This is a genomic window from Achromobacter sp., assembly GCF_050285565.1.
In the GTDB taxonomy this organism is placed as follows: Bacteria; Pseudomonadota; Gammaproteobacteria; order Burkholderiales; family Burkholderiaceae_B; genus Achromobacter.
In genome coordinates, this window is the sequence record NZ_JBLZXG010000005.1 from 445,760 (window position 1) to 459,151 (window position 13,392).

Here is a 13,392-nt window from a genome sequence, read left to right on the forward strand (position 1 = left end):
CCCTGGCCCGGCGTTTGTGCGTCAGTTGATGACGACGTGGTTGTTGTCCTTCTCGCTGCCTTCGATGGCGCCGTGCGGGCCGATCTGCACGTAGGATGAGCTGGAGCCGATGTGCATGCCCCACGACAGCATGTGGCCGCCGAATTCCTGCGCCCATTCGCCCCAACCTTGCTGCGGGTTGCCGACGCCGTGCGATTCCAGTTGGAAGAAGCTGTCGCCGGTGTTGGTGCGGCCGATCAGCAGGTGGCCAACGCCGGGCAGATCCATGCCGTATTGCTGGTGCGGCGACCCCTTGTAGTGGCTGGAGCCGCGCGCCTGCATCTGCCCGCCACCATCCTGTTGCAACTGGTTGGCGAGCGCGCCGCCATCGTTGACGACGAAGTGGCCGCCGCACATGAGGGCGGCGTGGAACTGTTGCTGATTCATCTGTAGCGCCTGGCCGCCGCGCGTCAGGTTGTTCAGCGCGACGCCGTTCAGGCGGTTCATCACGGCGGTTTCCTGCGGCGTCGCCTGCGGGTTGTTCAAGGCATTGGTGAGTAGCTGCGAGCGCGCGCCGTTGTCGTTGGTGGCATTCTGAAAACCCGGGGCGTTGGGCAGGCTGCCCAGCACGGTGAAGCGGGAGATCTCGGCCAGATCCGGCGCCGGAGCGCCCTGCGCCTGCGCTTCTGACTGCACGTAGAGATCGATTCCGCGCACCACGTTCGACAACTGATGCACGGTGCCGCCGATCACGTTTTCCAGCAGCCGGTTGAAGGCGCTGGACAAAGACCAGCCCTGCGCCTGCTGCACGTTGCCATTCTGCGGCGCCTGCTGCACGCCGACCGGCGCCACGCCGTTGAGCTGGCCGCCGCCGACCTGTCCGATTCCTCCTCCAGCCATGTCGTTCTCCTTCAGGCGAGGTTGATGGCGGGGGACACGGCGGGCGCGGCGCCGGCCGGGGCTGGCGCATCCTGCGCGGTCAGCTTGCCGTCGGCGTAGGCCTTGCGCCAGGTCTGTTGCACCAGGCGGAAGTCGCCCAGCGCGCGCACCAGGCCGTCGGCGTCCAGGCCGTCCAGCGGCAGCGTCTTGAACAACAGGATCTTGCTGGCGTCGGCGTCGACGCTGAAGGCACAGCCGTCGGTCAGCAGGCCGTACAGTTGGGCTTGCAGCAGCGTTTCGAACAGGCGGGCCTGCTGCGCCTGCGGCGGATAGAAGCCGATCACGCCGGCCAGGCTGATCTGGCCGCGGCTGTCGTGGTGCTCGATGCGCACCGGGTGGTCGTCCTGGAACTGGATGTCCAGCGCCTGGGCCTTGGCGTCGACGCCGCCGCCCAGTTGCAGGCGGTCCGCGGCCGCGTTGATGAGGTCATGAAACGCCATTGTTGTTCTCCTTGGAATGGATGACTTGACAAGGCATGAGTAACGCGGCGCGGGGCCGGGTTCCGTGGCGTTACGAATTGGGCCGGCGCGCCGTTCCGGTGCCGCCGATGCGCCGCCACGGCGCGCCGCGCACCACGCCGGTGCGCCGAGGGATTCGTTCTCGCCAGGCCTCACAGCGGCCGCCAAATGGCATGGAACTTGCTTTTCAGGTTTTGTATACCGAATTGGTGTGCAACGCTCGACCCCGCTCCCGGGGCGGCGCGCCCTGGAGAGTTCCTCATGAAGCGTAGAACCCTGTTGCTGTCCCTCTGCACTGCCGCCACGCTGCTGGCCGCGCCGCTCACGCATGCCGACACCCTGGATGACATCGTCAAGGCCGGCACGCTCAAGGTCGCCGTGCCGCAGGACTTTCCGCCGTTCGGCTCGGTGGGCGCCGACATGAAGCCGCTGGGCTATGACATCGACACCGCCGCGCTGATCGCCAAGCAACTGGGCGTGAAGCTGGAGCTGGTGCCGGTGACCAGCGCCAACCGCGTGCCGTACCTGCAGACGCGCAAGGTGGACCTGGTAATTTCCAGCCTGGGCAAGAATCCCGAGCGTGAGAAGGCGATCGACTTCTCCGACGCCTATGCGCCGTTCTTCAATGGCGTGTTCGGCCCGGCCGATCTGAAGGTGGCATCGGCCGCCGACCTGGCCGGCAAGACCATCGGCGTGACGCGCGGCGCGGTCGAGGACATCGAGCTCACCAAGATCGCGCCGCCCACGGCCACGCTCAAGCGCTATGAAGACAACAACGGCACCATCACCGCCTTCCTGTCGGGCCAGGTGCCGCTGATCGCGACCGGCAACGTGGTGGCCGCCGCGATCCTGGCGCGCAATCCGCCCAAGAAGCCGGAGACCAAGTTCCTGATCAAGGATTCGCCCTGCTACATCGGCCTGAACAAGGACGAGCCGAAGCTGCGCGCCAAGGTCAACGAGATCCTGGCCAATGCCAAGCGCGACGGTTCGCTGGCGGCGATCTCCAAGAAGTGGCTGGGCGCCGATCTGCCCAAGGACCTGTAAGGCGGGCGCGTCGGAGCGCGGTTCATGGCTTATCAATTCGACTTCGCTTCCGTGTTCGACTACACGCCGGTGCTTATCAAGGGCATTGGCGTGACGGTCGAGCTGATCGCGTTTGGCGCGGTGGCGGGCGTGGCGCTGGGCATCGGCTGCGCCTGGGCCCGCACGCAGGGGCCGCGCTGGCTGCGCGCGCCGGTCACCGCCTATGTGGAGGTGGTGCGCAATACGCCGTTCCTGATCCAGTTGTTTTTCGTGTTCTTCGGGCTGCCGTCGCTGGGCGTGCAGTTCAGCGAGATGCAGGCGGCCTGCCTGGCGATGGCGCTGAACCTGGGCGCCTACAGCGCCGAGATCATCCGCGCCGGCATCGACGCCACGCCCAAGGGCCAGTACGAGGCCGGCGCCAGCCTGGCGATGACGCGCTTGCAGGTGTTCCGCCATGTCGTGCTGAAACCCGCGCTGGCGCGCATCTGGCCGGCGCTGTCGTCGCAGATCGTGATCGTGATGCTGGGGTCGGCGGTGTGTTCGCAGATCGCGGCCGAGGACCTGACGTTCGCGGCCAACTTCATCCAGTCGCGCAACTTCCGCGCGTTCGAGGTGTATTTCGTGACCACCGGCATCTATCTGGCGCTGGCGGTGTTGTTGCGCCAGTTGCTGCGCATGACGGGCAGGCGGTTGTTCCGCAAGGCGGCGCGATGATCGAGTTCACCACCTGGGACATTGTCCGCAACCTGCTGCTAGCGGCGCGCTGGACCGTTGTGCTGTCGCTTGTGGCGTTTGCCGGCGGCGCGCTGATGGGCGGGCTGGCGCTGATGATGCGGACCTCGCGCGTGCCGCTGATGCGGCGCGTGAGCTGGGCGTATATCGAACTGTTCCAGGGCACGCCGCTGCTGATGCAGTTGTTCCTGGCGTTCTTCGGGCTGTCGCTGCTGGGGCTGGAAGTGCCACCGTGGCTGGCCGCGGGCGCGGCGCTGACGCTGTGGTCGGGCGCGTTCCTGGCCGAGATCTGGCGCGGCTGCGTCGAGGCGATTCCGAAGGGCCAATGGGAAGCGTCCGCCAGCCTGGCGCTGGGCTACGTGCAGCAGATGCGCCATGTGGTGCTGCCGCAGGCGCTGCGCATCGCGGTGGCGCCGACCGTCGGTTTCGCGGTGCAGATCGTCAAGAGCACGGCGCTCACGTCCATCATCGGCTTCACCGAGCTGTCCAAGGCCAGCACGGTGATCACCAACGCCACCTTCAGCCCCTTCACCGTCTATGCCTGCGCCGCGCTGATCTATTTCGCGCTGTGCTGGCCCCTGTCGCGCCTCAGCCTGCTGCTGGAAAGGAAGTTGCATGCCCCTCATCGCCCTTGAAGACGTCCGCAAGAAGTTCGGCGACAACGAAGTCCTGAAAGGGGTGACGTTGCGCGTCGAGCCCGGCGAGGTGATCGCCATAATCGGCAAAAGCGGTTCCGGCAAGAGCACGCTGCTGCGCTGCGTGAACGGGCTGGAACAGATCGACGGCGGCGCCATCATGGTGGCCGACGCGCAACTGGGCGACGACGAACTGCGGCTGCGCGCGCTGCGGCTGAAGGTGGGCATGATCTTCCAGCAATTCAACCTGTTCCCGCACCTGACGGTGGGACGCAACGTGATGCTGTCGCCGATGGTGGCCAAGCGCATGCCGCAGAACCAGGCCGCCGACCTGGCGCGGGCAATGCTGACGCGGGTGGGACTGGCACACAAGTTCGACGCCTGGCCCGAGGAATTGTCGGGCGGGCAGCAGCAGCGCGTGGCGATCGCGCGCGCGCTGGCGATGCAGCCGCTGGCGCTGCTGTGCGACGAGATCACGTCGGCGCTGGACCCGGAGCTGGTCAACGAGGTGCTGGCGGTGGTGCGCGAGCTGGCCGCCGACGGCATGACGCTGCTGATGGTGACGCACGAGATGCGCTTTGCGCGCGAGGTGTGCGACCGGGTGGTGTTCATGCACCAGGGCCGGGTGCATGAGATCGGGCCGCCCGAGGAACTGTTCACGGCGCCGGCGACGCCGGAGCTGCGGCAGTTCCTGGGGATGACGGATCTGGCGCGCTAGGCGCGGGCCGTTGCCGACGGCCCGCCCCCCGCCATCAGCGCGAGAACCCGCGCGCCGAGATCTCCCAGATGTCCTGCACGATGCCGTCGCGATACACCACCAGCCCGTCGTGCAGGTTGAAGGTGGGATCGACGTGCGAGGGCACCAGCAGCAGCGTATCGCCCAGCGCCGGCGCCTGCGCGCCAGCGGCCACGCGCACCACGCCGTGTTCGTCGTTGATGGCGGCGTATTGCAGGCCCTGCGCGCCATGGATGGCGGGCGGGCCGCATTCGGCGGTGGTGGACTTCAGGCCGGCGTCGAGGATGACGCGATCCGGCGCCGGCGTGCTCATCACGGTCGACAGCACGAACAGGCTGTTCTGGAAGGCCAGCGCGCCGTCCCATTCGTTGGCGCCGTAGTCGCCGTCCATGAAGGCGTAGGAACCGGCTTGCAGTTCGGTGAAGACGCCGCTGGCGGCGTCGAATTCGGCGCTGCCGGTGCCGCCGCCGGTGATGACGTCGCAGGCGATGCCGCTTTCGCGCAGCAGCAGTTGGTACGAGGCGGCGATGCGCGCGGCCTGGCGGCAGACGGCGGCGCGTTCCTCGCGGGTGCGCAGGTGCTGCACCGAGCCGTGGTAGGCCTGCAGCCCGACGAAGTTCACGCCCGGCAGGGTGCGCGCCTGCTGCGCCAGCGCCAGCACGGTGGCGTCGTCGGACACGCCGCAGCGGCCCTGGCCCACGTCCACTTCCACCAACACGTCGATCTCGGCGCCGGCCGCGGCCATGGCCTGCGCGATCTGCGTCAGGTTGGCAGCGTTGTCGACGCAGACGCTGAGCTTGGCGGCGCGCGCCAGTTGGGCCAGCAGGCGCAGCTTGGCCGGGCCGACCACTTCGTTGCTGATGTGGATGTCGGTGATGCCGGCGGCCACGAAGGGCACGGCCTCGCTGACCTTCTGGCAACAGATGCCGCGCGCGCCCAGCGCCAGTTGGCGGCGCGCGATTTCGGGGCATTTGTGGGCCTTGGCGTGCGGGCGCAGCGCCACCTCGTGGCGGTCGGCCCAGGCCTGCATGGCGCGCAGGTTGGCCTCGAACGCGGCCAGGTCCAGCACCAGGCTGGGCGTGTCGACGCTGGCCAGGGGATCGCCGGCCTGCGCGGGCGGGGGCAGCGCAATGCCGCGAATGACTTCTTGGGACATCGAATAGCTCCGTGATCGAACCGGTGGCGCAAGAACCGCCTCCGCATGCGTCGGCCCACGCCGGGCCCGTGTTTTGCGCCGCGCCAACCCCTGGTAAACCATAGCTTCGAGGCCATTGGCGCGGGGCGGGGGACATGCCAGAATTTCACCACAACAATACGTTACTTCCACTTATAACGGAGAAGCTCGCATGAAACTCAAGAATTGGATCGCCACCCTGGCCATGGCCGCCGCCGCCGTCGGCGCGACCGGGGCCGCGCAAGCCCAGCAATTCTTCCGCATCGGCACCGGCGGCACGGCCGGCACCTACTACCCCATCGGCGGCATCATCGCCAACGCCGTGTCCCAGCCCGGCAAGCTGATCGCCACGGCGGTCGCCTCCAATGGCTCGGTGGCCAACATCAACGGCATCATCGGCGGCTCGTTCGAGGCCGGCTTCACCCAGTCGGACGTGGCGTTCTGGGCCTACAGCGGCACCGGCACGTTCGAGGGCAAGCCCAAGGCGCAGGATCTGCGCCTGATCGCCACGCTGTATCCGGAAAGCATCCACCTGGTGACGCGCAAGGGCGCGGGCATCAAGAGCGTGGCCGACCTGAAGGGCAAACGCGTGTCGATGGACGAGCCCGGCTCGGGCACGCTGGTGGACGTGCGCCTGATTCTGGGCGCCTATGGCATGACCGATAAGGACGTCAAGGCCGAATACCTCAAGCCCAACCAGGCCGGCGACAAGCTCAAGGACGGCGGCCTGGACGCGTTCTTCTTCGTCGGCGGCGCCCCGGCCGGCGCCATCGCCGAGCTGGCCTCCAGCGGCGCGGGCATCGACATCGTGCCGCTGGTCGGCCCCGAGATCGACGCGCTGCGCGCCAAGCAGGAGTTCTTCACGCCCGACACCATTGCCGCCAACACCTACCAGAACGTGGGCGAGGTCAAGACCATCTCGGTCAATGCGCAGATGGTGACGTCGGCCAAGCTGCCTGAGCAGGTGGTGTACGAGGTCACCAAGGCGCTGTACAGCGACGCCACCCGCAAGACGCTGGACAGCGGCCACGCCAAGGGCAAGCTCATCACCCGCGATAACGCGGTCAAGGGCGCCGGCATCCCGTTCCACCCGGGCGCCGAGAAGTTCTACAAGGAAATCGGCCTGCTGAAGTAAGCGCCGACCCATTCCCATCGGGAAGCGCGCGGCCATCGGCGCCGCGCTTGCGCAGGGCCGCCTCGGGCGGCCCTGTTCGCGATTCACCTGAGAAACACGGCTATGGAAATAGACCACGAGAAAACACAGCAGCTGGCGGAAAAGTACGATTCCGAGATCCGCTTCCGGCCGCTGCACAAAAGCGCCACCTGGATCGTCTCGGGCCTGCTGGTGGCGCTGTCGCTGTTCCACTACTACACCGCCGGCTTCGGCCTGCTGCGCGAGGCCACGCACCGCGGCGTGCACCTGGCCTTCGTGCTGAGCCTGATTTTCCTGGTGTTCGGCTTTTCCAAGGCGCATTACCAGCGCGAGCCGAAATCCACCTGGTACGCCCCGGGCGGCGTGCCGCTGTACGACTGGATCATCGCCATCGCGCTGGCGCTGTCGGTGTTGTACATCCCCTACATCTTCGAGGACCTGGCGTTCCGCGTCGGCAACCCGCTGCCGATCGACGTGTTGATGGGCTCGATCCTGCTGATCGGGCTGCTGGAAGCCACGCGCCGCGCCATGGGCTGGCCGTTGCCGATCATCGCACTGGTGTTCATGGCCTACGCGGCGTTCGGGCCTTACTTCCCCGGGCTGCTGCAGCACGCGGGCAATACGTGGTCGCAGATCGTCAACCACATGTACCTGACCAGCCAGGGCGTGTACGGCGTGGCGGTGGGCGTGGTGGCCACCTACGTGTTCCACTTCGTGCTGTTCGGCGTGCTGGCCACGCGCATCGGCCTGGGCCAGCTGTTCCTGGACGTGGCCTCCACCATCGCCGGCCGCTATGCCGGCGGGCCGGCCAAGGTGTCGGTGTTCGGCTCGGCCATGTTCGGCATGCTGTCGGGGTCGTCGGTGGCCAACGCCGTGACGGTGGGCTCGCTGACCATTCCGGCGATGATCCGCATCGGCTATCCGCGCCACTTCGCGGCGGGGGTGGAGGCGGCCAGCAGCACGGGCGGCCAGATCACGCCGCCGATCATGGGCGCGGCCGCGTTCCTGATGATCGAGTTCCTGGGCATTCCGTACCAGCAGATCGCGATTGCGGGCATATTCCCGGCCTTCCTGTATTTCTTCGGCATGTTCATGCAGGTGCACTTCGAGGCCAAGCGCGAAGGCCTGCGCGGGCTGACGGCCGAGGAAATGCCCAAGCTGAAGCAATCGTTCAAGATGCGCTGGCCGACGCTGATTCCGCTGATCCTGCTGATCGGCGTGCTGGCCAGCGGCCGCACGCCGTACCTGGCGGCGTTCGCCGGCATCACCGGCTGCATCATCGTGGGCCTGCTCAATCCGTTCCAGCGGCTGCGCTGGCGCGACCTGTACGAAGCCTTCGAGACCGGCGCCAAGTACGCGCTGGCGGTGGGCGCGGCGGCGGGTACGGTGGGCATCGTGATCGGGGTGGTGACGCTGACGGGCGTGGGCTTCAAGATCTCGTACATCGTGATCTCGGCGGCGCAATCGATCGCCGGCGTCGCGGGCGCGATCATTCCCGAGGCCATCGCCAACGCCCAGTCGCTGACGCTGGTGGCGGCGCTGATCATGACGGGCGTGGTCTGCATCCTGATGGGCTGCGGCATTCCCACCACCGCCAACTACCTGATCATGGTGGCCGTGGCCGCGCCGACGCTGGTGCAACTGGGGGTGCAGCCGATCGCGGCGCACTTCTTCGTGTTCTATTTCGGCATCCTGGCCGACATCACGCCGCCGGTGGCGCTGGCGGCGTACGCGGCGGCGGGCATGGCGGGCAGCGATCCGTTCAAGACCGGCAACACCGCGTTCCGGTTGGGCATCACCAAACTGATCGTGCCGTTCGTGTTCGTGTTCTCGCCGTCGCTGCTGATCTCGGTGCAGGGCTTCACCTGGTACGACTTCTTCGTGACGCTGTTCGGCTGCATGGTGGGCCTGGTGCTGCTGTCGGCGGCGTTCTCGCGCTACATGCTGGTGGGCATGAAAAGCTGGGAACGCTGGCTATGCACGCTGGGCGCGCTACTGACCATCCTGCCGGGGCTGACCAGCGGGCTGATCGGGCTGGCCATCTGCATTCCGGTGTTCGTGCGCCAACTGGCGCAGCTCAAACTGGAGTCGGCGCCAAAGACCGCATAGGCCCTGTGGGTATTAAAGAGGGGCGGACCCCATGGCGTCCGCCCCGCGCCGGGAAAGCCGCTTAGTCTGGCAACGAGCGGGCGTGGACTTGGTGACTGTCGCGGGACCACGACGCCCCGCCGCGCTCCGCCTTTTCGGCGGTTGCCCGGGGTAGTAAATCAGCGTAAAGTAAAATCCATGTTTGCTGGTCTGCCGATATGCGGGCCGACTGTGCAAACAGGCACAAACTGCGCCATATGTTCGATATCCTGGTTTATCTGTACGAGAATTACTACACGCCGCAAGCCTGTCCCGCCGCTGACGTGCTGGCCAAACGGCTGGCCGCCGCCGGGTTCGAGCACGAAGACATCGACGACGCGCTCGGCTGGCTCTACGGCCTGGCCGAAACCACCGAACGCTGCGTCGATCTCGCTCAGGCGCCCACTACCGGTACCCGGATCTACACCGATAACGAATACCAGCAACTCGGTTCCGAATCCATCGGCTTCATCGCCTTCCTGGAATCGGCCGGCGTGCTGCCCGCGCCCTTGCGCGAAATCGTCATCGACCGGGGCCTGGCGTCACCGGAATCGCCCGTGCCGCTGTCCAAGATCAAGATCATCGCCCTCATGGTTCTCTGGAGCCAGGAAGCCGAGATCGACAACCTGGTCCTGGAAGAGCTGCTGGACGAAGACGGCACGCGCTTGCTGCACTGACGGCGCCGGCTGTCGCCGGCGTGCGTTGCCCCGCGACCCGCGCGCCTCGAGCGCGCGGCGCCGCTTCGCCGTAAACCCTCTGTTTCGCTACCCCCTGCCGTGACCTACACCGGCCGCTTCGCCCCCAGCCCCAGCGGGCCGCTGCACGCCGGTTCGCTGGTGGCCGCGCTGGCCAGTTGGCTGGACGCGCGCGCCAACCGGGGAAGCTGGCTGCTGCGCATCGAGGACGTGGACACGCCACGCACCGTGCCCGGCGCGGCCGAACGCATCATGGGCCAGCTCCAGGCGCTGGGGCTGCATTGGGACGGCGACGTCATGTGGCAGTCACAGCGCGGCAACGCCTATCAGGCGGCCTTCGACGCGCTGGCCGCGCGCGGCCTGGTGTATGGCTGCGGCTGCACCCGCCGCGAGATCGCCGATTCGGCGCTGCGCGGCCAGGCGGCGCCCGGCGCGGACGGCGAACGCCCATACCCTGGCACCTGCCGCCACGGCCTGGCGCCCGGCCGCGAGGCGCGCGCCTGGCGCGTGATCATGCCGGAAGGGGTGGAGCGTTTCGAGGACCGCTGGCTGGGCCCGCAGGAGCAGGACGTGGCGCGGGCGGTGGGCGACATCGCCGTGAAGCGCGCGGATGGCCTGTGGGCCTATCAACTGGCGGTGGTGGTGGACGATGGCGCGCAGGGCGTGACCGACGTGGTGCGCGGCGCCGACCTGCTCAGCTCCACGGCGCGCCAACGCGTGCTGGGCCGGCTGCTGGGCCTGCCGCCGCTGCGCTACCTGCACGTGCCGCTGATCCTGGATCCCGCCAGCGGCCTGAAGCTGTCCAAGCAGAACGGCGCCCCGGCCATCGACACGAACGCGCCCCTGGCGTCGCTGCAGGGCGCGTGGCGCGCGCTGGGATTCGCGCCGCTGGACGCGCCGGACACGGCGGCATTCCTGCGCGAGGCGACGGCGCGCTGGGCCGCGCGCTTTCCGCTGTCCTGATCCGGCCTGCCGGGATCGGCGGCCAGCACGGGGCGTGCAGTCGGCCATGCCGAAGCGCCCGCGCCGGCCCATGGCCGGCGGCCGCGGGCAACCCTCACGCCTGGCGACGACCTGCCACTCCTATAGCGGCTGCAGATCCTCGCCCAGCATGCGCACCAGCAGGGCCTCGCCGTTCTCGGCCACGCGCAGTTCGCCGAACTTGGCGACCTCATAGCGCTTGGCCTGGCCTTCAGGGAAGAAATAGGCGTTGGTGACGATGCGCACCTGGTTGTCGCGCACGCGATAGCGCAGCGGCACTTCGCCGTCGGCATGCGGCCGGGCGTCGGTCTGGATGCGCACGGGCTGGTACACGCCGCGCGAATCGCCGGTCAGCATCACGTAGCCGTCGGAGGCTTCGCCCATGACGGAGTCCTCCGCGTCCTGGCGCTCGCCGCCCAGCCGCAGGCGCGTGACTTCGCGCCCGGCGGCGAAGTTGAGCGCCATGTAGTCGCCCTGCATCAGCGAGCGCGGGTCGACCGGCGCCAATTCCAGGATCACCACCTTGCCGCTGGCCAGCAGTTTCTCGCGCTGCCAGATACTGCCATTGGCCACCACCAGCACCAGCGCCAGACCGCCCAGGATCGCCAGGGTGCGCCAGCGCAGGGCCGGCGAGACCGTTGGCAGCGGCGCGCGGCGCGAAGGATCCTGGGTGCGCATCAAGCGCGGCACCAGCCACACCAGCCCGCGCAGCACGAACAGCAGCACGGCGCCGCCGCCCAGCCACAAGGACTTCTGCAGCAGCGGCACGTCCAGTTGGTAGTAATAGACCCCCAGGTAGGCCAGCAGGCTGAAGACGCCGAACAGCGCCACCCGCGGCTGGTTCAGGCCGAAGCCCAGCAGCAGCCAGGCCAGCGCGAAGCCCACGCCGGGGCTGGGCAGCCAGAACAGGGCCAGCAGCAGCAGGGCGATGGGCACGCCCCAGGTGACGCCGGCGGTCAACACATGCCGGCGCGGCCACAACACCGCCATCGCCGCCGCCGCTGGCAGCAACGCCCCCGCGCATACCAGCACGGCGGTCTGCGCGTGCAGTTGCCACATGGCCGGCAATTGCAGCACCGACAGGCCGCTGGCCAGCCACACCATGCCCTGCACCGACAGCAGGAAGGCCCAGGCCAGCGGTTGCAGCGCATGGCCGCGCTTGCCGCCCAGCCGGTGCGCCAGGGTCAGGATCACCGCCGTGGCCCACGCGCCGGTCACGGCGATCGGCAGCCAGACGAAGGCGGCGCGGGCCATGTCGAAGTCCAGCAGGGCGTCCAGCAGATCGTCGCGCAGCAGCTCGGGCGCCAGAACGCGCCAGATCAGGCCGGCGCCGGCCAGGGCGATCAGCCCGCCGCTCAGGAAGCGCAGGATCACGTCCGGCCCCAGCGCGTACACCGCCGTGGCCATCAGCAGCACGAACAGGCAGGCGCTGGCGAACGAGGTCGAGCTGGACATGCCGTAGATGATGAGGATCTGCCCGGCGAACGCCATGGCGGTGCCGCACTGGCGCCAGAACGGACCGGCGTCGCTGCGCAGCACGGCCACGCCGGCGGCGCACAGCACCAGGCCGGCCACCAGCGCGCCTTCCTCTGAATTGATCATGCCCGAGAAGGCCACGAAGGCCAGCAGCAGCAGCGTCGACAGCCAGGCGCTCAGCGCCAGGATGCATTGCACGTACCAGGGCGGCTCGGTGTGCGGCACGGCGGGCGGCGCCAGTTGCGCCACGGGTTCGCCGGCCTCGCCAGGATCGACCGCGTTGCCGGCCGAGGCGGCGGCCGGCTCGGCATCGGCCGGGGCCGCGACGGCCGCCCGCGGCCCCGCGGCCAGTCCGCGCAGCCAGCGCGCCGCCCAGACGGCCTCGGCCATCAGCAGCGCCGCCAGCGGCAGGGCCGCCCAGATGCCGGGTTCCAGCCGCAGCAGCCATTCGCCTACCATCCGCAGCGAGACGCAGATGACGCCGGCCACCAACATGGCCAGGATGACCAGGTCGCGGCGGCCGCGCTGGTAATAGAAACCCAGACCCAGCGTGACCGCGATCCAGGCCAGGCCGTTGATGGAGCCCAGGCCGCGCGACAGGCCGTTGCCGATCACCAGCACCGTCACCATCGGGCCGAACACCAGCGCCGTCACCAGCGCGCTGATCACCAGCGCCGCCAGGACCCGCGGTCCGACCAAGGTGCTGGCGCGCCAGCGGCGCGCCGCCAGTTCCCAGCCCAGCAGCAACAGCAGGTTCCAGGCGGCCACGATCAGGCTGGCGACCTGGGGGCCGCCCAGGATCAGCCACCAGGTGAAGGCCCGTTCGCCCAGCCACAGCACCAGGGCGACGTTGGTCACCAACGCCCACAGCAGCCAGACGGCCTGACTGGCCGCCGCCAATGCCCAAGGCAACAGCAGAACCGCCCACCAGGCGAACAGTTCCCAGGTATCGGCGCCAGTCTGGTAAGTTTGACCTAATAACGCGAGCAGGGCGCCGAGCAGAATGCCGGCCAGGGCCAGCAGCGCGCCGGGTATGCTGCGGCGCACGCCTGGGGCGGCGCGCAGGCGCAAGCCGGCCCAGGCCGCCGCCAGCGCGGTCAGGGCCAGCAGGCCCTGCGTGCCGGCGAAGCGCTGGATTTTGGTCATGTCCTGCCAGTTCGCCGCGACCCAGCAGATGGCGGCGCTGCCCAGCAGCAAAACCCCCAGCCAGAGGGTGCTGCGGGCCAGGAATTGGCGCCATGCGTGCAGTTCGGATCCCACTTGCCGTTCAGTGCCGACTTGCAT

Annotated in this window: 12 protein-coding genes; 8 read left to right on the forward strand and 4 right to left on the reverse strand. The window is 68.5% G+C overall.

Annotated elements, in window-relative coordinates:
* Nucleotides 1–21: 21 nt before the first annotated feature.
* Together ACN6O8_RS13380 and ACN6O8_RS13385 are read right to left on the reverse strand one after the other, a co-directional pair.
* Complete coding sequence (locus tag ACN6O8_RS13380) at nucleotides 22–879, reverse strand: hypothetical protein (RefSeq protein ID WP_427991512.1); 858 nt, start codon at nucleotides 877–879, stop codon at nucleotides 22–24.
* Nucleotides 880–890: 11 nt separating this feature from the next.
* Nucleotides 891–1,358 carry a type III secretion system chaperone gene (locus tag ACN6O8_RS13385; RefSeq protein ID WP_427991513.1) on the reverse strand — a complete coding sequence of 156 codons (468 nt, stop codon included), beginning with the start codon at nucleotides 1,356–1,358 and terminating at the stop codon, nucleotides 891–893.
* 279 nt (nucleotides 1,359–1,637) lie between these two features.
* Here ACN6O8_RS13385 and ACN6O8_RS13390 point away from each other — a divergent pair, with 279 nt between their 5' ends.
* Genes ACN6O8_RS13390 through ACN6O8_RS13405 form a run of 4 tightly spaced genes read left to right on the forward strand, consistent with a single transcriptional unit; the run spans nucleotide 1,638 to nucleotide 4,484 of the window.
* Nucleotides 1,638–2,420 (forward strand): transporter substrate-binding domain-containing protein, encoded by a 783-nt coding sequence (locus ACN6O8_RS13390; protein ID WP_427991514.1) that lies wholly within the window; start codon nucleotides 1,638–1,640, stop codon nucleotides 2,418–2,420.
* 24 nt (nucleotides 2,421–2,444) lie between these two features.
* The gene (locus tag ACN6O8_RS13395) at nucleotides 2,445–3,113 is read left to right on the forward strand and encodes an amino acid ABC transporter permease (protein WP_076408188.1); all 669 of its coding nucleotides are present in this window, start codon (nucleotides 2,445–2,447) and stop codon (nucleotides 3,111–3,113) included.
* Nucleotides 3,110–3,766, forward strand: a complete 657-nt coding sequence (locus ACN6O8_RS13400; RefSeq protein ID WP_427991515.1) for an amino acid ABC transporter permease — start codon at nucleotides 3,110–3,112, stop codon at nucleotides 3,764–3,766. The genes ACN6O8_RS13395 and ACN6O8_RS13400 overlap by 4 nt, the downstream gene beginning before the upstream one ends.
* Nucleotides 3,747–4,484, forward strand: a complete 738-nt coding sequence (locus ACN6O8_RS13405) for an amino acid ABC transporter ATP-binding protein (RefSeq protein WP_427991516.1) — start codon at nucleotides 3,747–3,749, stop codon at nucleotides 4,482–4,484. Before ACN6O8_RS13400 ends, ACN6O8_RS13405 begins: the two co-directional genes overlap by 20 nt.
* 34 nt (nucleotides 4,485–4,518) lie before the next feature.
* Here the strand turns inward: ACN6O8_RS13405 and ACN6O8_RS13410 are convergent, their stop codons facing one another.
* Nucleotides 4,519–5,658, reverse strand: a complete 1,140-nt coding sequence (locus ACN6O8_RS13410; protein WP_427991517.1) for a DSD1 family PLP-dependent enzyme — start codon at nucleotides 5,656–5,658, stop codon at nucleotides 4,519–4,521.
* Between the two features lie 190 nt (nucleotides 5,659–5,848).
* On the opposite strand from ACN6O8_RS13410, the gene ACN6O8_RS13415 reads away from it, so the two are divergent.
* The 4 genes from ACN6O8_RS13415 to gluQRS all read left to right on the forward strand — a co-directional run bounded on the left by ACN6O8_RS13415 (nucleotide 5,849) and on the right by gluQRS (nucleotide 10,614).
* Nucleotides 5,849–6,811 (forward strand): TAXI family TRAP transporter solute-binding subunit, encoded by a 963-nt coding sequence (locus tag ACN6O8_RS13415; RefSeq protein WP_427991518.1) that lies wholly within the window; start codon nucleotides 5,849–5,851, stop codon nucleotides 6,809–6,811.
* A 102-nt stretch (nucleotides 6,812–6,913) separates the two neighbouring features.
* Nucleotides 6,914–8,938: a TRAP transporter permease gene (locus tag ACN6O8_RS13420; protein ID WP_427991519.1), complete on the forward strand. Its 2,025-nt coding sequence runs from the start codon at nucleotides 6,914–6,916 to the stop codon at nucleotides 8,936–8,938.
* A gap of 236 nt (nucleotides 8,939–9,174) precedes the next feature.
* Nucleotides 9,175–9,633 carry a DUF494 family protein gene (locus tag ACN6O8_RS13425; RefSeq protein WP_060720880.1) on the forward strand — a complete coding sequence of 153 codons (459 nt, stop codon included), beginning with the start codon at nucleotides 9,175–9,177 and terminating at the stop codon, nucleotides 9,631–9,633.
* A gap of 99 nt (nucleotides 9,634–9,732) precedes the next feature.
* Nucleotides 9,733–10,614 carry a tRNA glutamyl-Q(34) synthetase GluQRS gene (gene gluQRS, locus ACN6O8_RS13430; RefSeq protein WP_427991520.1) on the forward strand — a complete coding sequence of 294 codons (882 nt, stop codon included), beginning with the start codon at nucleotides 9,733–9,735 and terminating at the stop codon, nucleotides 10,612–10,614.
* 120 nt (nucleotides 10,615–10,734) lie between these two features.
* Here the strand turns inward: gluQRS and ACN6O8_RS13435 are convergent, their stop codons facing one another.
* Entirely contained in the window at nucleotides 10,735–13,392 is a 2,658-nt protein-coding gene (locus ACN6O8_RS13435) for a GDYXXLXY domain-containing protein (protein WP_427991521.1), read from the reverse strand.